Genomic DNA, 18,034 nt, shown 5'->3' with positions numbered 1-18,034 from the left:
GCGGGCATGTGCGGAATCGTCGGCTACGTGGGCCGGACCATGGACAGCGCGGCGCTCGACGTCGTCATGGAGGGCCTGACCCGCCTCGAGTACCGCGGGTACGACTCGGCCGGCGTCGCCCTCGTCACCGACGACGGGATCCAGGCCGAGAAGCGCGCCGGGAAGCTCGAGAACCTGCGGACCGCGCTCGGCGAGCACCCCCTCGGCGCCGCCCGCACCGCCATCGGGCACACCCGCTGGGCGACCCACGGCGGCCCCACCGACGGCAACGCCCACCCGCACCGCGGGGGCGACGGCGACCGGCTCGCCCTCATCCACAACGGGATCATCGAGAACTTCCACGCCCTGAAGAAGGAGCTCCTCGCCGAGGGCGCCGTCTTCGACTCCGAGACCGACACCGAGGTCGCCGCCAAGCTCGTCGGCCGCGAGTACGACGTGACGGGCGACCTCACCACGGCGATGCAGCGCGCCGTCCAGCGGCTCGAGGGCGCCTTCACCCTCCTCGCGGTCCACGCCGACAGCCCCGGCGTCGTCGTCGGCGCCCGCCGCAACAGCCCCCTCGTCGTGGGCCTCGGCGACGGCGAGAACTTCCTCGGCAGCGACGTCGCGGCCTTCATCGGGTACACCCGCCACGCCCTCGAGCTCGGCCAGGACCAGATCGTCACGATCACCCCCGACGGCCACGAGGTCATCGGCTTCGACGGCTCACCCGCGCAGGGGAAGGCCTACGAGGTCACGTGGGACGCCGCGGCGGCCGAGAAGGGCGGCTTCGACACCTTCATGGAGAAGGAGATCCACGACCAGCCGCACGCGGTGGCCGACACCCTCCTCGGGCGCACCGACGAGTCGGGGCGGCTCGTCCTCGACGAGGTCCGGATCAGCGAGGAGCAGCTGCGCGCCGTCGACCGCATCACGATCGTCGCCTGCGGCACGGCGGCCTACGCCGGGATGGTCGCGAAGTACGCCATCGAGCACTGGACCCGGATCCCGGTCGAGGTCAGCCTCGCCCACGAGTTCCGGTACTGCGACCCCATCGTCGACGGCACGACCCTCGTCGTCTCGATCAGCCAGTCCGGCGAGACGATGGACACCCTCATGGCCGTCAAGCACGCCACCGAGCTCGGCGCAATGACCCTGTCGATCTGCAACACGCACGGCTCGACCATCCCGCGCGAGTCCGACGCCGTCCTCTACACCCACGCCGGTCCCGAGATCGCCGTCGCGTCGACGAAGGCCTTCCTCGCGCAGATCACCGCCTGCTACGTCCTCGGCCTCTATCTCGCGCAGCTGCGCGGCGAGACCTACGCCGACGACGCGAAGGCCGTCATGGCCGAGCTCCACGAGATCCCCGCGAAGATCGAGGACCTCCTCGACCGGATGGACCGCGTCGTCGAGATGGCGAAGTTCATGGCCGACACCCGCTCCGTCCTCTTCCTCGGCCGCAACGTCGGCTACCCCGTGGCGATGGAGGGCGCGCTCAAGCTCAAGGAGCTCGCCTACATCCACGCCGAGGGCTTCGCCGCCGGCGAGCTCAAGCACGGGCCGATCGCCCTCATCGACGCCGGCCAGCCGGTCTTCGTCATCGTGCCCGCTCCCGACACCCCGCACGAGCTGCACAAGAAGGTCGTCTCCAACATCCAGGAGATCCGGGCCCGGGGGGCGCGCACCATCGTCGTCGCGCACGACGGCGACGAGGACGTCGTGCCGTTCGCGAGCGAGGTCATCCGCATCCCCCAGTGCTCGCCGCTGCTCGCCCCGCTCCTCGCGGTCGTGCCGCTCCAGGTGTTCGCGCTCCAGCTGTCGACCGCCAAGGGCCTCGACGTCGACCAGCCGCGGAACCTGGCGAAGTCGGTGACCGTCGAGTGACCCGCCCGGCGGGCGCGCGGTGATCGTCGGCGTGGGCATCGACGTCGTCGACGTCGCACGGTTCGGCGCCACCCTCGACCGCACCCCGAGCCTGCGCGAGCGCCTCTTCACCCCGGCCGAGCGCGTGCTCCCGCTCAACTCCCTCGCCGCGCGGTTCGCCGCGAAGGAGGCCCTGGCCAAGGCCCTCGGTGCGCCCGCGGGGATGAACTGGCAGGACGCCGAGGTCCACCGGGGAGCCGACGGCCGCCCGCACCTCGAGGTCCGCGGGACGGTGGCCACGCAGGTCGACCTGCTCGGCATCGGGTCGCTGCACCTCTCCCTCTCGCACGACGCCGGGATCGCCTCGGCGGTCGTCGTCGCCGAGGCGTCGGGGCCGTCCGGACCGACCGAGGGGGCCGGCGCGTGATCGAGGCCTTCGGTGTCGACGACGTCTACGCCGCCGAGGCCGCCCTCATGGCGGGGCTCGACGAGGGCGAGCTGATGGCGCGCGCCGTCGCCGGCCTCGCCGCGGTCGCCACGGCGCGGCTCGAGGCGCGCGGGGGCCGCTGGGTCGCGGCGCTCGTCGGCCCGGGGAACAACGGCGCCGACGCGCTGTACGCCGTCGCCGCGATGGCCCGCGAGGGCTGGAACGCCGTCGCGGTCCACCACGACACGGTCCACGAGGGCGCCCGTGCGGCCGCGCAGGAGGCGGGCGTCGTCCTCACGACCGACCCGGCGCTCCTCGAGGAGGCCGACGTCGTCCTCGACGGCGTGCTCGGCATCGGGGCCCGGCCGGGGCTGCCCGCGTGGGGCGCCGCCTGGGTGGCGGCCGTACCCGAGACCGCCCACGTCATCGCCGTCGACCTGCCCTCGGGTCAGGACCCGATGGGCGGCGCCCTCGACCCCGAGGGCGTCTTCGCCGACGAGACCGTGACGTTCTCGGTGGCCAAGCCGGTCCACCTCCTGGCGCCCACCGAGCAGGCGTGCGGCGTCCTCACCGTGGTCGACATCGGGCTCGAGGTCGACGCCTCGCCCTGCGTCCGCCGGCTCGACCACGACGACGTGGCCGCCCTCTGGCCGGTGCCCGGCGCGGCCGACGACAAGTACTCGCGCGGCGTCCTCGGCGTCGTCGCGGGGGGCGAGTCGTACACCGGGGCCGCGCTGCTCAGCGTCACGGCCGCGGTGGAGAGCGGGGTCGGCATGGTGCGCTACGTCGGCACGCCGACCCCCACGGCGCTGGTGCGGGCCGCGGTCCCCGAAGCCGTCCACGGGCCGGGGCGGGTCCAGGCCTGGGTCGTCGGGCCGGGGCTCGACGTCGGGTCGCGCGCGGCCGGGGCGAAGGCGCAGCTCGACGTCGCCCGCGAGGCCCTGGCCGGCGCGGAGCCGGTCGTCGTCGACGCCGGTGGCCTCGACCTCCTCGACGACGCCGTCCTCGGGGCCCGGCGCGGCCCCACCCTGCTGACACCGCACGCGGGGGAGTGCGCCCGCCTCCTCACCCGTCTCACCGGATCCGAGGTCGAGCGGGCGGCGGTCGAGGCCGCGCCGCTGCGCCACGCCCGCGACCTCGCCGACCGCACGGGCGCGACGGTCCTGCTCAAGGGCGCGACCACGCTCGTCGTCCCGCCGGGCCACGCCCCGGTGTTCTCGCAGGCCGACGCCCCGCCCTGGCTCGCCACCGCGGGGGCGGGCGACGTCCTCGCCGGGCTGCTCGGGACGATCGTCGCCGCCGGGGTGCCGGTGGACCGGGCCGGGGCGCTCGCGGCCCTCGTCCACGGCGTCGCCGCCGAGCGGGCCAACCCCGGTGGCCCGGTGCGCGCGCTCGCCGTCGCGCACGCCCTCCCGCACGTCATCGCCCACCTGCTGGGCCGGCGGCCCGCACCGGCGTCCTAGACTCAGGGAGCCCATGACGACGACTCCCGCCCCGCCCACCGACCCCGCCACCACGGGGCTGTCGGCGTGGGTCGACGTCGACCTCGCCGCCATCCGCGACAACGTCGCCGAGCTGTCGCGCCGGGCCGGGTCCGCCGAGGTCATGGCCGTCGTCAAGGCCGACGCCTACGGCCACGGCCTCGTCCCCTGCGCGCGGGCCGCCCTCGACGGTGGCGCCTCCTGGCTCGGGGTCGCCCAGCTCGCCGAGGCCCTCGAGCTGCGCCGGGCGGGGGTCACCGCACCCCTGCTCACCTGGCTCTTCGCCCCGGGCGCCGACGTCCTCGGCGCCCTCGAGGCCGACATCGAGGTCACCGTCGGCAGCGCCTGGAGCCTCGAGTCCGTGCTCGCCGCGACCCGCTCCCTCGGCCGACCGGCGCGGGTGCAGGTCAAGGTCGACACCGGGCTCGGGCGCAACGGCGTCCTCACCGACTGGTCCGAGGTCGTCGCCGCCGTCGCCCGCGCCCGGGCCGAGGGCGCCATCGAGGTCACCGGCGTCTGGTCGCACTTCGCCTACGCCGACGCCCCGCAGCACCCCACCGTCCGCGCCCAGCAGGAGCGCTTCGTCGAGGCCGTCGCCGAGCTCGAGCGCGCCGGGGTCCGCCCCGGGCTGCGCCACCTCGCGAACTCGGCCGCGACGCTCACCAACCCGTCGGCGCACTTCGACCTCGTGCGTCCGGGCGTGGCGGTCTACGGGCTGTCGCCGGTGCCCGACCTCGGGTCACCGGCCGACTTCGGGCTGCGCGAGGCGATGCGGGTCACCGCGCGGCTCGCGGGCGTCAAGGCGGCGCGGGCCGGACAGGGCGTCAGCTACGGCCACGAGTACACGACGACGCAGGACACCCTGCTCGGGCTCGTCCCCGTCGGGTACGCCGACGGCATCCCGCGCGCGGCCGGCAACCGGGGGCCCGTCCTCGCGGGCGGCCGCCGCCACACGCTGGCCGGCCGCGTCTGCATGGACCAGGTCGTCCTCGACCTCGGCCCCGACTCCACGCTCGGCCCGGGCGACGAGGTCGTCGTCCTCGGCCGGGGCGTCGACGGCGAGCCCACCGCCCAGGACTGGGCCGAGGCCGCGGGCACCATCAACTACGAGATCGTGACGCGGATGGGACCGCGCCTGCCCCGCCGCCACCTCGGGGGACCGGCCTGATGGCTCTGCGCCCCCTGGCCCCGCTCGGCGCTGCCGCGAACGCGGTGAGCGAGCGCGTGCTGCAGGCGCGCGCCGGCTTCCGCTCGGTCGACGCCCCCGACGGGTGGGCCCACACGCCCACGGAGTCGCTGACCGTCAACGCCGACGACGGGGTGTCCCTCCACGTCGAGATCGACGCCCCCGAGACGACGAGCCGCGCCCGCCGCCACGTCACGGGGCGGATGCCGACCGTCGTCCTCGTCCACGGGTTCGCCCTGTCGATGCGCTCGTGGGTGCTCCAGCGTCGCGCCCTCATCCACGAGGGGTTCCGCGTCGTCAGCTACGACCAGCGCGGGCACGGACGCTCGGGTGTCTCCTCCCTGGAGAACTGTACCGTCGGGCAGCTCGGCCGCGACCTCGCGACGGTGCTCGAGGCGACCTGCCCGAGTGGCCCGGTCGTCCTCGTGGGCCACTCGATGGGCGGCATGTCGGTCATGGCCTACGTCGGGCAGCACCCCGACGTCGTGCGCGACCGGGTCCTGGCCGTGGCACTGGTGTCGACGAGCCCCGGTGGCGCCGAGATGACGGAGTTCGGGCTCGGGCCCACGGTCGGGCGCGTCGTGGGCTCGCTGGGGCCGGGCGTCCTCACCCGGATGTCGCGGCACGCCGGCCCGATCGGGCTGCTGCGCAAGCTCGGCCGCGGCGTGCAGGACCTCGCGGTGCAGCGGTGGGCCTTCGACTCCCCGGTGAGCACCGACCTCATCGACCTCGTCGGCGACATGATCTTCTCGACGTCCTTCGACGTCATGGCGGCCTTCCTCCCCGACATCGACCGCCTCGACCTCGGCGACCAGCTCGGGGCGCTCACCGGCATCGAGACGCTCGTGATGAACGGGGCGGGCGACCTCATCACGCCGCCCTCCCACTCGGAGGAGATCGTCCGCCGCGTCCCGGGCGCCGAGCACGTCGTCGTCGAGGACGCCGGCCACATCATCCAGCTCGAGCACCCCACCGTCGTCACTCAGCAGCTGCTCATGCTCATCTCCCGCGCCCAGCGCGCGGTCGCCGAAGGGCTGCCGGTCAGCAGCAAGCCGCGGGTGCGGCGCACCGTGCAGGACATCTCGAAGAAGCGCCGGATGGCCAAGGCCCGTTCCACCCGTGGGCGGCGTGGTGGCCGGGAGGCCGCGTCGTGAGCGCGCAGCGGGTCGTCCTCGCCACGGTCGACGAGACGCAGGCGCTCGGCCTGGTGCTCGGGCGGCTGCTGGCGCCCGGTGACCTCGTCGTCCTCACCGGAGGGCTGGGCGCGGGCAAGACGACGCTGACGCAGGGCCTGGGTGAGGGCCTGGGCGTCCGTGGCCCGGTGACCTCGCCGACGTTCGTCATCGCCCGGGTCCACCCGTCCCTCGTCGAGGGTCCGCCCCTGGTCCACGTCGACGCCTACCGGCTCGCCGGGTCGCTCGAGCTCGACGACCTCGACCTCGACGCCGACGTCGCGTCGTCGGTCACCGTCGTCGAGTGGGGCCACGGGGTCGCCGAGGACCTCAGCGAGGACCGCCTCGAGGTCGTCCTCGACGTCGACCCCGCGAGCGAGGTCCGCACGGCGACCGTGACCGGGATCGGCGGACGGTGGGCCACCGACGACGCCACCGCCACCCTCGCCACCCTCGGGGGCACCCCGTGCTGATCCTCGGCATCGACACCTCGACCTCCGCGATCGCCGTCGGCCTCTCCGACGGATCCGACCTCGTCGTCAGCCGCTCGCGCCTCGACGCCCGCGGCCACACCGAGCACCTCGCGCCGCTCGTCGAGACGGTGCTGTCCGAGACCGGGACCGCGATGGGTGACCTCACCGGTGTCGCGGTGGGCACCGGACCCGGGCCGTTCACCGGGCTGCGGGTGGGGATGGTCACCGCCGTCACGATGGGTCACGCGCTCGGGATCCCCGTGCACGGGCTCTGCTCGCTCGACGTCCTCGCCCACGAGGCCGTGGCCACGGGGCGCGTCGAGGGCCCACGGCTGCTCGTCGCCACCGACGCCCGTCGCCGCGAGGTCTACTGGACCACCTACGCCGTCGCGGACGGCCGCGCCGAGCGTGAGGTCGGCCCCGCCGTCGACCGGCCCGCCGAGGTCCCCGACGAGCTTCGCGCGCTGCCCACGGCCGGCCGGGGCCCGCTGCTCTACCCCGACCTCTTCGGGGAGGCCACCGAACCGCTCGACGTCGACGCCGGCCTGCTCGCGCTCCTCGCCGGGCGCGGGGTGGTGGCCGGGCTCGCGATGCCGGTCGAGCCGCTCTACCTGCGCCGCCCCGATGCCCTCACCACCGCCGAGCGGGCGCGGCCGTGAACGCCGTGGCACTGCGTGAGGCGCGCTGGACCGACGTCCCCGCCCTCGCCGACCTCGAGCGCGAGCTCTTCCCGCACGACGCCTGGTCGACGCCGTCCTGGTGGAACGAGCTGGCCGGCCGCCCGCGCCGGGACTACGTCGTGGCCGAGGACGCGGCCGGCGTCCTCGGCTACGCCGGGCTCGACCACGGCGGCGACACCGCCGACGTCATGACGGTCGCGACGGCGACGCGGGCCCGGGGCCGCGGGCTCGGCGCGGCCCTGCTGACCGAGCTCGAGCGGCGGGCGGCCGAGCGCGGCGCGTCCCACGTCATGCTCGAGGTGCGGGCCGACAACACCGCCGCCCGGGCGCTCTACGAGCGAGCCGGCTACCTCCTGGTCACCACGCGTCGGCGCTACTACCAACCGGGTGACGTCGACGCGCTCGTCCTGCGAAAGACACTCTCCGGGAGGGAGCCCCGCGATGGCTGACGCGCCCCTGGTCCTCGGCATCGAGACGTCGTGCGACGAGACCGGCGTCGGGATCGTGCGCGGCGAGACGCTCCTCGTCGACGCCATCGCGAGCAGTGTCGACGAGCACGCCCGCTTCGGTGGGGTCGTGCCCGAGGTCGCGAGCCGCGCCCACCTCGAGGCGATGGTCCCGACGATCGAGCGTGCCTGCACGACCGCGGGGGTGTCGCTGCGCGACCTCGACGCGGTCGCGGTGACCGCGGGTCCGGGGCTGGCCGGCGCCCTCATGGTCGGGGTCGCCTCGGCGAAGGCCCTCGCACTCGCCCTCGGCGTCCCGCTCCACGGCGTCAACCACCTCGCCTCCCACGTGGCCGTCGACATCGTCGAGCACGGCCCGCTGCCCGAGCCGACCCTCGCGATGCTCGTCTCCGGCGGGCACTCCTCGCTCCTCCTCGTCCCCGACGTCACCCACGACGTGCGCAGCCTCGGCTCGACGATCGACGACGCCGCCGGGGAGGCCTTCGACAAGGTCGCGCGCGTGCTCGGCCTGCCGTTCCCGGGCGGCCCGCACATCGACCGGATGGCGCGCGACGGCCGGGTCGTCATCGACTTCCCCCGCGGCCTGACGACCGGCCGCGACATGGAGCGGCACCGGTTCGACTTCTCGTTCTCCGGGCTGAAGACCGCCGTGTCGCGGTGGGTGCAGGCGAAGGAGGCCGCCGGAGAGCCGGTTCCGGTCGCTGACGTCGCCGCGTCCTTCCAGGAGGCCGTCACCGACGTGCTGACCCGCAAGGCGATCCTCGCGTGCCGCGAGCACGGCGTCGGCCACCTCCAGATCGGCGGCGGGGTGGCGGCGAACTCCCGCCTGCGGGCGATGGCCCAGGAGCGTTGCGACGCCGCCGGCATCGAGCTGCGCGTGCCGCGGCCCGGCCTGTGCACCGACAACGGGGCGATGGTCGCGGCCCTCGGCGCGCAGATGGTCCTCAAGGGGCGCCCGCCGTCCGACCTCTCCATCCCCGCCGACTCCTCGATGCCGGTCACCGAGGTCTCCGCCTGAGCCACCTCGGCCGGAGCGGGTCCTCCACGCCCCGGCCACCGTCGGTAGCGTGTCGGCATGTTCGAGGTGGGGGACGTCCGTGCCGGGGTGACCGGGCGCGTGGCCGGGGGTGGCCGCGAGTACGACCTGACGACCGTCGACCTCGGCGTGCTCGTGGTCCCGAGCGGGGTGCTGGGTGCCACCGACCCGTTCGTCCGGCTGGACGACCCCCTGACGACGTCGGTCCCCCCGGGCTCGTACCCCGTCCACCTCACCATCGCCGACGTCTCGGAGGCGCTCGACGGGAGCCACCTGCGGGAGGCCTACCTCACGCTCCGGGTCGCCGACGGCATCCCGGTGCGACTCGAGGTCGTCGCCCCTGACGGAGCGGCGCCCCCGGACGACCCGGACGCCTTCTACGGCGTGCCGGTCGACACCGCCACCGTCGCGTTCGTCGACGCCGCGGCGGTGACCTCCGGGATGCCACCGCAGGACCCACCCGGAACCGGTGGCTCCGGCTGGTACGACGACCTCTTCGAGCCGGACGAGGGAGGGGGGTGGTTCGGGCTCATGGACGACCCGTCCCACCTGCGCGCGGGGTCGGCGAACATCGCGCTGCCCCTCGCGACGAACGGCGAGAACGTCGTGCTCACCCACTCGGGGTGGGGGGACGGCTTGTACCCGCTCCTTCGGACGTACGACGAGGCGGGCGTCCTCCTCGAGGTGCACGTCGACCTGATGGTCGTGCCGCCGGAGGGTCTGGACCTCACATCCTGACCATCGCGGCGGCCCGCGGTCACACGACATCGCGCCCCCGCGTCCGTCCGGCCGAGCCGTCGTGTCCGATCGACGGATGGCCCGGGCGACCGTCCGCCGTCACGCTGGCGCCACAGGGTCCCGAGACCGGAGGTGCGGATGACGCGGACACGGCTGCTGACGGTGCTGGCGAGCGCCGTCGTCGTCGCGCTCGCGGTCGGCCTCGTCGCCGGGGTCCTCTGGTGGTTCGGCGCCTCGCGCGGCCACCCCACGCCGTTCGTCAAGCCACCGGACGTCACCGGGCGCACGGTCGAGGTGACGTACATCGGCAGCGCCTGCCAGGACGGCTCGCGGCTCGAGCTCGAGGAGACCGAGCGGGAGGTGGTCGCCACCGTGTTCGCGTGGCAGAGCGCCGGGTCGTGCGACGACGTGGGGATCAGCTACACGCTCACCGGGACGCTCGCCTCCGACCTGGGGGAGCGTGCCCTCGTCGACGGCGCGTGTCGCCGCGAGGAGTACCGCGACGACAGCGACTGCGCCGCCGGCTGACCGCTCGACCTCAGGGCATCCCGCGCCTGCCGTGCGTGCGCGGCGCGTCGTAGCCGCCGTCGGGCGGCACCATCTCGGCCCGCACGCCGAGCAACCGGACCGGGCGGGCGTCGTCGAGCCGTTCGTAGAGGTCGAGGGCCGTCCGCGCGATGACCTGCGGGTCCGAGGTCGGTTCCGCGAGCTTGCGCGAGCGGTTGACCGTGAAGAAGGGCACGAACCGGACCTTGAGGTGGACCCGGGCACAGGCACGACCCTCGGCGGTGATGTCCTCGACCACCTGCTCCGCCAGCGACCGCACGGCCCCGGCGACCTCGTCGGGGGTCGCGAGGTCGCGCTGGTAGGTGGTCTCGCGTCCGTGGGCCCGCGGGACCCACGGGGTGTCGTCGACCTCCGACGCACCCTCGCCCTGTCCCAGCTCGCGCAGCCACGGCCCGGACTGCGGGCCGAACTCCGTTGCCAGCAGGGCATCCTCGGCCGTGGCGAGGTCGGTGACGGTGAGGATGCCGAGCGTCGCCAACCGCTGCGAGATGCGGCTGCCGACGCCCCAGAGCTCCTGGGTCGGCTTGTCGCCCATGACCTCGGTCCACGTCTCGCGGGTCAGCCGGAAGGTGCCACGGGGCTTGCCGAACTCGGTGGCGATCTTCGCCCGGACCTTGGTGTCGCCGATCCCCACGGAGCAGTGGAGGTCCGTCGCGGCGAGGACGTCGCGCTGGATCCGGTGCGCGACGTCATCGGGGTCCTCGACCGTGATCCCGACGAACGCCTCGTCCCAGCCGAGGACCTCGACGACGGCGCCCGGGACGGCTCGCAGCGTGTCCATGACGACCGCCGACGCGGCGTCGTAGGCCGGCTTGTCGACGGGGAGGAACACGGCCTCGGGACAGCGTTTCAGCGCGGTGCGCAACGGCATCCCGGACCGGACGCCGAAGACCCGGGCCTCGTAGGAGGCCGTCGACACCACCGCCCGCTCGGTGGGGTCACCGCGACCCCCGACGACGACGGGCAGGCCGGCGAGCTCGGGGCGGCGGAGCACCTCCACCGCCGCGATGAACTGGTCCATGTCGACGTGCAGGACCCATCGGGGCATGGCCCCATCGTGGCGGACGGGACCGACAGGCGGGAGGAAGGGCTCGTCGCCGGCGGGCCGCAGGGGCTAGTTCGCGTCGCCCGCGGAGCAGGGCAGCAGCCCCATCCGGTCCTTGAGGGCGAGGACCCGCTGGACGGACGCATCGACCTTGTCCGCGAACTCCGGCTCGGCAGAGGCCTTCTCGGCCAGCGCCTCGATCATCTCGTCGGCGTCCGACGCCTTCCCGGTGAGGACGACGTCACCCCCCGCATCGACGAGCCGGGTGGCGCGGTCGCCCGGCGGGACGTCGCGCAGGGCCTCGGCGTTGACGTCGTCGGTGATGACGACCCCGTCGTAGCCGAGGTCCTCGCGCAGCAGCCCGGTGACGATCCGCTCCGAGAACATCGCGGGGTTCTTCGCGTCGAGCTTCGGGTAGCGCGCCGACGACATCATGACGAGGCCGACGCCGGCCTCGATGTTCGCGCGGAAGGGCTCGAGGAAGGGGTCGTCGGCGGTGGCGACGTCGTCGGTGATCCCCGACGACGAGAAGTCGGTGTTGTTGCGCACCCGGCCCAGGCCGGGGAAGTGCTTGACGGCGCCCTCGACCCCCTCGTCGAGCATGCCGCGGAGGAAGGCCACCGAGTACGTCGCGACGGTCTTCGGGTCGGACCCGTACTGCCGGCCCCACCTGCCGATGGGCTCGTTGGCGCGACCGATGTCCTTCGGCACGGTGTCGGCGACGGGGGCGAGGTTGACGTTGACGCCGACCGCCTTCATCTCCCGGGCCCAGCCGGAGGCGTCCTTGGTCAGCGCGGCCGGCTCGAGCTCGGCCTGGTCGAGGGCCTTCGGGGGTCGGGTGAACCCGTCGCCGCGCAGCTGGTGGACGATGCCGCCCTCCTGGTCGGCGGCGATCATCAGGCCGACGTCGCCGGTGGCCTTCGTCGACACGAGGTCGTTGAGGTGCGTCGAGGTCCGCGCGACCTTGGCCGCGCCCTCCCAGCCCCCGAGGTAGATGACGTTCCCCACGTGCTCGTCGGTGACGAGGTCGTCGAGGGAGGACCGCGACGCGTTGGTGTCGAGCCCCACCATGAGCAGCTGCCCGAGCCGCTGGTCGGGCGAGAGGGCCTCGCCGGTGAGCTCGGCGCAGGAGGCGGGGGTCTCGCTCGGGGTCGGGGTGGCCGACGGCGTCGAGGACGACGGGACGGGGGAGGCCGAGGGCGCCGCGGTGGGTTCGCCCCCCGAGCACCCGGCGACGGTCACGAGCACGCCACCGACGGCGAGCGCGGTGCGGGCGCGGGCGGAGCGGGGCCGGGACGTCACCCGACGACGCTACGTGATCCCCCCGCCGCCCTCCGAATGCGCAGGTGACCGCGGCCGGGGCATCGGCCATGATCGTGGCCATGTCCGCGATCCCCGTCGTCCTCGACGTCGACACCGGCGTCGACGACGCCTGCGCCCTGCTCCTCGCCGCCCTCCACCCCGGGCTCGACCTGCGCGCCGTCACCTGCGTCGGCGGCAACGCGCCGCTCGACGACGTCGTGCGCAACACGCTGCGGGTCCTCGAGACCGCGGGGTGCGGCGGCGTCCCGGTCGGCGTCGGCGCCGCGCGCCCGCTCCTCGAGGAGCCGGTCGACGCCCGGCACGTCCACGGCTCCGACGGCATGGCCGACCTCGGGCTCCCCGCGCCCACCCTCACCCCGGACGCGCGCACGGCGCTGGACCTCCTGCGCGACGTCATCGAGGCCGCCCCCGATGACGAGCGGGTCACGGTCGTGCCGCTGGCGCCGATGACGAACCTCGCCCTGCTGGCGCGTGTGCACCCCGCCGCGTTCGCCCGGATCGGCCGGATCGTGTTCATGGGCGGGGGCGCCCGGATCAGCAACGCGACCGCCGCGGCGGAGTTCAACGTCTTCCACGACCCCGAGGCAGCCGCCATCGTCCTCGACGCCTGCGCCACCCACGACGTGACCGTCGCGATGTACGGCCTCGACGTGTTCTACGACCCCCTCGTCACCGATGCCGACGTCGAGGGGCTGCGCGCGCTCGGGACCCCCGTCGCCGACCTCGCCGCCGGGCTCATCTCCTTCCACCACCGCCGCTTCGCCAACGCCGGCGCGACGATCGGCGACGCCGGCGCGGTGGCGATGATGCTGCTGCCCGACGCGGTCCGCACCGAGCGCCGCCCCGTGCGCGTCGAGCTCACCGGCACGTGGACCCGGGGCCGCACGGTCGTCGACACCCGTGACTGGAGCGGCGACATGCACCACGACCCGCACGGCCTCGCGCCCGCCCAGGTCGACGTCGCCCTCGGGATCGACGGGCCACGCATCGCCGAGCTGTGGCTGCGCACGGTGCGGGGCGAGGTCTGATGCCCGGGCGCGTCCTCGTCCTCGGGTCGCTCAACGTCGACCTCGTCACCCGCGTCGAGCGCCACCCGAGGCCGGGCGAGACCGTCCTCGGGGAGGGACTGCAGCGGCTCGCGGGCGGCAAGGGCGCCAACCAGGCGGTGGCCGCGGCGGCGGCAGGGGCCGAGGTCGCGATGGTCGGCTGCGTCGGCGACGACGAGGGCGGGGCCGCCTACCGCGAGCGCCTCACGGCCCGGGGGGTCGACGTCACGGGGGTGCGCGTCGTCGAGGGTGCGCCGAGCGGGCACGCCCTCATCGCGGTCTCCGACGACGGCGAGAACTCGATCGTCGTCGTCCCCGGTGCCAACGACCTCCTCGACGAGCGCGAGGTCGCGGCGGTCGACGCCCTCGGAGCCGGGGACGTCCTGCTCGTCCAGCTCGAGGTCCCCCGGGCGGTCGTCTGCACCGCGGTCCGCCGGGCCGCCGGGCGGGGCGCGCGCGTGGTCCTCAACACGGCTCCGTACGCGGCGCTGCCCCCGGACGTCGTGGCCCTGGCCGACCCCGTCGTCGCCAACGAGCACGAGATGCAGGCGCTCGCCGAGGCCGGCGCCGAGCCGCGCTCGCTGCTCGTGACGTTCGGCGCCAACGGGGCCTCGTGGGACGGCGAGACCGCGCCGGCGCAGGCCGTCGAGGCGCGCGACGTCCTCGACACGACCGGTGCGGGGGACGCGTTCTGCGGTGCCCTCGCCGCGGCGCTGGCGCGGGGGGCCGAGCGGGAGGAGGCCCTGGCCGCCGCCCTGGCCGCCGGGGCCGACGCGGTCCGTCACGTCGGGGCCCAGCCCGATCCCGCCCTCTGACCCGGTCCGCCGCGCTCGGGCCCGCGCACCCCCACCCGTCGCAGCGGTGGTCGGGCGACGGGGGACTCGCGGTCAGGCGAGGTCGACGACGAGGACGGCCTGCTGGCCGGCGACCCGGGTGAGGATGACGGTCGCCTGGGCGCCGTCGCCGGCCTTGCGGCCGATCCGCAGCTGGCGGCGCAGCTCGTCGTCGTCCAGGCGCACCCCGCGCTTCTTGATCGTCAGGCCGGTGACCCCGTGCTGGGCCAGCCACGCCCGCAGCGACCTCACGGAGAACGGGAAGGCCTCGCGCACCGCGTAGCGACGGGCGAAGTCGACGTCGACCTCGGCGTCGGAGACGACGTACCCGAGCCCGGGGTCGACCTCGCTGCCGAGCGTCGCGGCGGTCACCGCGCCGAGCAGCCCGGCCTGGGTCACCGCCCGGTCGGGCTCGTAGAGCCACGGCCCCACGGCCGAGAGCGACGCGGTCGTCGGCACGTCGGGCTCGGCCATCGACTGGTCGACCTCGACGGGGGAGTGGTTCGGCCCGAGGATGCGCGCGCTGCGTCCCGGTCGCTGGGCGAGGGGCCCCCACCACACCGCGCACTCGAGGACCTCACCGGCGAAGGAGGTCCACTGCGCCTCGGTCCCGAGCGGGATCGCGTCCTTGGGCATCGAGGGCGACAGCTTGGCGCCCGTGGCCGGCACGGCCGTGGCGACCTGAACGACGAAGTCCCACGTGGGGCGGATCTCGTCGAGCCGGAACACGCGCTTGATCCGTCCGTGCCGCCCGGTGACCCCGGGCACGCGACGGGCCGGGTCGAGCCACACCCCGACCCGCGAGCGCAGCGGGTCGCGCGGCGGCTCGAACTCCTCGGCGAGCCCGACCCGGGCCCGCGAGTCGGGCCAGGGCCGCAGGTTGATGTCGGCGACGGCGGCGGTCACCGGGTCGATGTCGACGCCCTGCACCGTGACGCCGAGGGCCGACATCGCGACGGCGTCGGCGCCGATGCCGCAGCCGAGGTCGTGCACGGTGGCCAGGCTCGCGTTGTAGAACCGTCCCGCGTGGGTGGCGGCGACCTCGAGGCGGGAGGCCTGCTCGAGGCCGTCGGCGGTGTAGAGCATCTCGTCGGCGAACTCGCCGAACTTCGCGACCGCCCGGGCGCGGAGGCGCTGCTGGGTCAGGACCGCGGCGACGAGCTCGGCGGGGTGGCCCTCGCGGCGCAGGCGGTCCTGCAGCGGCATGACCTGCGCCTCGTCGTACGGCGGCAGGGAGCGCAGCAGCTCCTTGCCCTCGGGGCTCCCGAGGGTCCGCACGATCCCGACGTCCACGGCGCGACATCCTGCCACTGCCCCCGAGCGCTCCCGGCCACGCCCGGCCGAGGGCCGTCGGCCGCCGTCGGATGACCGCGTGTTGGCACTCGAGTTGACCGAGTGCTAACGCGCGACCTAGATTTGCCTCATTGGCACTCACCCACGGTGAGTGCCAGCGAACCCGGGTCGGGATCGACCCCCGCGACGGCGAGAGCGGCTCCGGGAACGCAGTCCCGTCCACTTCGACTCACCCCACAGGGGAGGAGCACACCGTGTCGGTTTCCATCAAGCCGCTCGAGGACCGCATCGTCATCAAGAGCCTCGAGGCCGAGCAGACCACTGCTTCCGGTCTGGTCATCCCGGACACCGCGAAGGAGAAGCCCCAGGAGGGCGAGGTCCTCGCCGTCGGCCCGGGTCGCATCGACGACAAGGGCAACCGGGTCCCGCTCGACGTCCAGGTCGGCGACCGGGTCATCTACAGCAAGTACGGCGGCACCGAGATCAAGCACGGCGGCGAGGAGTACCTCATCCTCTCCGCCCGCGACGTCCTCGCCGTCGTCGGCTGACGCAGCACCCTTCGCCGTGACCGCGCCCCGGTGCGCACCTTGACCGGGTGCCACCGGGGCGCGTCCGGCTCTCCCGACCGCAGCACCCATGCCGGCGGGCGCACGTCGCCCGCGTCCGGCACCCACGACCGAGAAGGACAGCAATGGCCAAGGAACTGGAGTTCAACGACTCCGCCCGCAAGGCGCTCGAGCGGGGCGTCGACGCCCTCGCGAACGCCGTCAAGGTGACGCTCGGCCCCAAGGGCCGCAACGTCGTCATCGACAAGAAGTGGGGCGCCCCCACGATCACGAACGACGGCGTGACCATCGCCCGCGAGATCGAGCTCGAGGACTCCTACGAGAACCTCGGCGCCCAGCTCGCGAAGGAGGTCGCGACCAAGACCAACGACGTCGCCGGTGACGGCACGACGACCGCGACCGTCCTCGCCCAGGCCATGGTCCACGAGGGCCTGCGCAACGTCGCCGCCGGCGCCTCGCCGTCCGGGCTCAAGCGCGGCATGGACAAGGCCGTCGAGGCCGTGTCCGAGGAGCTGCTGAGGACGGCCCGCGAGATCGAGTCCAAGGACGAGATCGCCCAGGTCGCCTCGCTCTCCGCGCAGGACCAGGAGATCGGCGCCACGATCGCCGACGCGTTCGACAAGGTCGGCAAGGACGGCGTCATCACCGTCGAGGAGTCCTCGACCGCCTCCACCGAGCTCGAGTTCACCGAGGGCATGCAGTTCGACAAGGGCTACATCAGCCCCTACTTCGTCTCGGACCCCGAGCGCATGGAGGCCGTCGTCGAGGACGCCTACGTCCTCATCCACCAGGGCAAGATCTCGGCCATCGCCGACGTCCTCCCGGTGCTCGAGAAGGTCGTCAAGGCCGGCAAGCCGCTCCTCGTCATCGCCGAGGACGTCGACGGCGAGGCCCTGTCCACGCTCGTCGTCAACAAGATGCGCGGCACGTTCAACGTCGTCGCCGTCAAGGCGCCCGGCTTCGGGGACCGCCGCAAGGCGATGCTCCAGGACATCGCGACCCTCACCGGCGGCCAGGTCGTCGCCGAGGAGGTCGGCCTCAAGCTCGACGCCGTCGAGCTCGAGACGCTGGGCCAGGCCCGCCGCGTCGTCGTGACCAAGGACTCGACCGTCATCATCGACGGCGCGGGCGACCACGAGGAGGTCACCGGCCGGGTCAACCAGATCAAGCAGGAGATCGAGCGCACCGACTCCGACTGGGACCGCGAGAAGCTCCAGGAGCGCCTCGCCAAGCTCGCCGGTGGCGTGTGCGTCATCAAGGTCGGCGCCCACACCGAGGTCGAGCTCAAGGAGAAGAAGCACCGCATCGAGGACGCCATCTCGGCGACCCGCGCGGCCATCGAGGAGGGCATCGTCGCCGGTGGCGGCTCGGCCCTCATCCAGGCCGTCAAGGTGCTCGACGGCCTCGACCTCGAGGGTGACGAGAAGGTCGGCGCCTCCATCGTGCGCAAGGCCGCGGCCGAGCCGCTGCGCTGGATCGCCGAGAACGCGGGCCTCCAGGGCTACGTCGCGGTCGCCAAGGTCCAGGACCTCGCGTCCGGCATGGGCCTCAACGCCGCCACGGGCGAGTACGAGGACCTCGTGAAGGCCGGCGTCATCGACCCGGTCAAGGTCACCCGCTCCGCGCTGCGCAACGCCGCGTCGATCGCGTCGATGGTGCTCACCACCGACACGCTCGTCGTGGAGAAGAAGGAGGAGGAGCCGGCCGGCGCCTCCGGTGGCCACGGCCACGGGCACGGCCACTGAGCCCCACCCCCCTCGCGCCGTGAGGCGCACCAGCACCACACCGGATGCCGTCCGCCCACCCGGGGCGGGCGGCATCCGTCGTCCCGGGCGTCGGCGCCGGTCCGGTCGTAG

At 74.3% G+C, this 18,034-nt stretch carries 18 protein-coding genes; 15 read left to right on the top strand and 3 right to left on the bottom strand.

Annotation, left to right across the window (positions count from 1 at the left end; genetic code table 11):
* Window positions 1-6: 6 nt before the first annotated feature.
* The 11 genes from glmS (at window position 7) to ACFWN3_RS05995 (ending at window position 10,033) form a co-directional block, all read left to right on the top strand.
* Complete coding sequence (gene glmS, locus ACFWN3_RS06045; protein ID WP_377644395.1) at window positions 7-1,866, top strand: glutamine--fructose-6-phosphate transaminase (isomerizing); 1,860 nt, start codon at window positions 7-9, stop codon at window positions 1,864-1,866.
* A 19-nt stretch (window positions 1,867-1,885) separates the two neighbouring features.
* Entirely contained in the window at window positions 1,886-2,272 is a 387-nt protein-coding gene (locus tag ACFWN3_RS06040) for a holo-ACP synthase (protein ID WP_377644393.1), read from the top strand.
* Window positions 2,269-3,735, top strand: a complete 1,467-nt coding sequence (locus tag ACFWN3_RS06035; protein ID WP_377644391.1) for a bifunctional ADP-dependent NAD(P)H-hydrate dehydratase/NAD(P)H-hydrate epimerase — start codon at window positions 2,269-2,271, stop codon at window positions 3,733-3,735. The genes ACFWN3_RS06040 and ACFWN3_RS06035 overlap by 4 nt, the downstream gene beginning before the upstream one ends.
* Before the next feature lie 13 nt (window positions 3,736-3,748).
* Window positions 3,749-4,921 carry an alanine racemase gene (gene alr, locus ACFWN3_RS06030; protein ID WP_377644389.1) on the top strand — a complete coding sequence of 391 codons (1,173 nt, stop codon included), beginning with the start codon at window positions 3,749-3,751 and terminating at the stop codon, window positions 4,919-4,921.
* Entirely contained in the window at window positions 4,921-6,093 is a 1,173-nt protein-coding gene (locus ACFWN3_RS06025; RefSeq protein WP_377644387.1) for an alpha/beta fold hydrolase, read from the top strand. The genes alr and ACFWN3_RS06025 overlap by 1 nt, the downstream gene beginning before the upstream one ends.
* Window positions 6,090-6,584, top strand: a complete 495-nt coding sequence (gene tsaE / locus ACFWN3_RS06020) for a tRNA (adenosine(37)-N6)-threonylcarbamoyltransferase complex ATPase subunit type 1 TsaE (protein WP_377644385.1) — start codon at window positions 6,090-6,092, stop codon at window positions 6,582-6,584. Before ACFWN3_RS06025 ends, tsaE begins: the two co-directional genes overlap by 4 nt.
* A complete protein-coding gene (tsaB, locus tag ACFWN3_RS06015) occupies window positions 6,578-7,243 on the top strand; it encodes a tRNA (adenosine(37)-N6)-threonylcarbamoyltransferase complex dimerization subunit type 1 TsaB (protein ID WP_377644383.1) in 666 nt (221 codons plus the stop codon). The genes tsaE and tsaB overlap by 7 nt, the downstream gene beginning before the upstream one ends.
* Entirely contained in the window at window positions 7,240-7,713 is a 474-nt protein-coding gene (gene rimI, locus ACFWN3_RS06010; protein ID WP_377644381.1) for a ribosomal protein S18-alanine N-acetyltransferase, read from the top strand. Before tsaB ends, rimI begins: the two co-directional genes overlap by 4 nt.
* The gene (tsaD, locus tag ACFWN3_RS06005) at window positions 7,706-8,749 is read left to right on the top strand and encodes a tRNA (adenosine(37)-N6)-threonylcarbamoyltransferase complex transferase subunit TsaD (protein WP_377644379.1); all 1,044 of its coding nucleotides are present in this window, start codon (window positions 7,706-7,708) and stop codon (window positions 8,747-8,749) included. The genes rimI and tsaD overlap by 8 nt, the downstream gene beginning before the upstream one ends.
* A 57-nt stretch (window positions 8,750-8,806) precedes the next feature.
* Window positions 8,807-9,505, top strand: a complete 699-nt coding sequence (locus ACFWN3_RS06000; RefSeq protein WP_377644378.1) for a DUF4241 domain-containing protein — start codon at window positions 8,807-8,809, stop codon at window positions 9,503-9,505.
* A 138-nt stretch (window positions 9,506-9,643) separates the two neighbouring features.
* Entirely contained in the window at window positions 9,644-10,033 is a 390-nt protein-coding gene (locus tag ACFWN3_RS05995) for a hypothetical protein (protein WP_377644376.1), read from the top strand.
* A 10-nt stretch (window positions 10,034-10,043) separates the two neighbouring features.
* On the opposite strand, the gene ACFWN3_RS05990 is transcribed toward ACFWN3_RS05995, so the two are convergent.
* Window positions 10,044-11,120, bottom strand: coding sequence for a DNA polymerase IV (locus ACFWN3_RS05990; RefSeq protein ID WP_377644374.1), 1,077 nt, complete (start codon window positions 11,118-11,120; stop codon window positions 10,044-10,046).
* Between the two features lie 66 nt (window positions 11,121-11,186).
* The gene (locus ACFWN3_RS05985; RefSeq protein WP_377644372.1) at window positions 11,187-12,419 is read right to left on the bottom strand and encodes a glycoside hydrolase family 3 N-terminal domain-containing protein; all 1,233 of its coding nucleotides are present in this window, start codon (window positions 12,417-12,419) and stop codon (window positions 11,187-11,189) included.
* Between the two features lie 80 nt (window positions 12,420-12,499).
* Here ACFWN3_RS05985 and ACFWN3_RS05980 point away from each other — a divergent pair, with 80 nt between their 5' ends.
* Window positions 12,500-13,468 carry a nucleoside hydrolase gene (locus tag ACFWN3_RS05980; RefSeq protein WP_377644371.1) on the top strand — a complete coding sequence of 323 codons (969 nt, stop codon included), beginning with the start codon at window positions 12,500-12,502 and terminating at the stop codon, window positions 13,466-13,468.
* The gene (locus ACFWN3_RS05975; protein ID WP_377644369.1) at window positions 13,468-14,301 is read left to right on the top strand and encodes a PfkB family carbohydrate kinase; all 834 of its coding nucleotides are present in this window, start codon (window positions 13,468-13,470) and stop codon (window positions 14,299-14,301) included. Before ACFWN3_RS05980 ends, ACFWN3_RS05975 begins: the two co-directional genes overlap by 1 nt.
* A 72-nt stretch (window positions 14,302-14,373) precedes the next feature.
* On the opposite strand, the gene ACFWN3_RS05970 is transcribed toward ACFWN3_RS05975, so the two are convergent.
* A complete protein-coding gene (locus ACFWN3_RS05970) occupies window positions 14,374-15,612 on the bottom strand; it encodes a class I SAM-dependent methyltransferase (protein WP_377644367.1) in 1,239 nt (412 codons plus the stop codon).
* A gap of 254 nt (window positions 15,613-15,866) precedes the next feature.
* Between ACFWN3_RS05970 and groES the strand changes: the two genes are divergently transcribed.
* Together groES and groL are read left to right on the top strand one after the other, a co-directional pair.
* Entirely contained in the window at window positions 15,867-16,160 is a 294-nt protein-coding gene (gene groES, locus ACFWN3_RS05965; protein WP_345201002.1) for a co-chaperone GroES, read from the top strand.
* Window positions 16,161-16,303: 143 nt separating this feature from the next.
* Entirely contained in the window at window positions 16,304-17,923 is a 1,620-nt protein-coding gene (gene groL, locus ACFWN3_RS05960) for a chaperonin GroEL (RefSeq protein ID WP_377644364.1), read from the top strand.
* Window positions 17,924-18,034: the final 111 nt, after the last annotated feature.

The sequence above is a fragment of the Oryzobacter terrae genome, assembly GCF_042756445.1.
Taxonomy (GTDB): Bacteria; Actinomycetota; Actinomycetes; order Actinomycetales; family Dermatophilaceae; genus Oryzobacter; species Oryzobacter terrae.
The sequence above is the reverse complement of the archived record's forward strand: the minus strand, read 5'-3'. Positions and strand labels throughout refer to the sequence as shown.

Coding starts and splice junctions, on each gene's coding strand:
- ACFWN3_RS06025 (WP_377644387.1), top strand. CDS start 4,921: ATGGCTCTGCGCCCCCTGGCCCCGCTCGGCGCTGCCGCGAACGCGGTG.
- ACFWN3_RS05980 (WP_377644371.1), top strand. CDS start 12,500: ATGTCCGCGATCCCCGTCGTCCTCGACGTCGACACCGGCGTCGACGAC.
- glmS (WP_377644395.1), top strand. CDS start 7: ATGTGCGGAATCGTCGGCTACGTGGGCCGGACCATGGACAGCGCGGCG.
- groL (WP_377644364.1), top strand. CDS start 16,304: ATGGCCAAGGAACTGGAGTTCAACGACTCCGCCCGCAAGGCGCTCGAG.
- ACFWN3_RS05990 (WP_377644374.1), bottom strand. CDS start 11,120: ATGCCCCGATGGGTCCTGCACGTCGACATGGACCAGTTCATCGCGGCG.
- ACFWN3_RS06000 (WP_377644378.1), top strand. CDS start 8,807: ATGTTCGAGGTGGGGGACGTCCGTGCCGGGGTGACCGGGCGCGTGGCC.
- ACFWN3_RS05975 (WP_377644369.1), top strand. CDS start 13,468: ATGCCCGGGCGCGTCCTCGTCCTCGGGTCGCTCAACGTCGACCTCGTC.
- ACFWN3_RS05995 (WP_377644376.1), top strand. CDS start 9,644: ATGACGCGGACACGGCTGCTGACGGTGCTGGCGAGCGCCGTCGTCGTC.
- alr (WP_377644389.1), top strand. CDS start 3,749: ATGACGACGACTCCCGCCCCGCCCACCGACCCCGCCACCACGGGGCTG.
- tsaD (WP_377644379.1), top strand. CDS start 7,706: ATGGCTGACGCGCCCCTGGTCCTCGGCATCGAGACGTCGTGCGACGAG.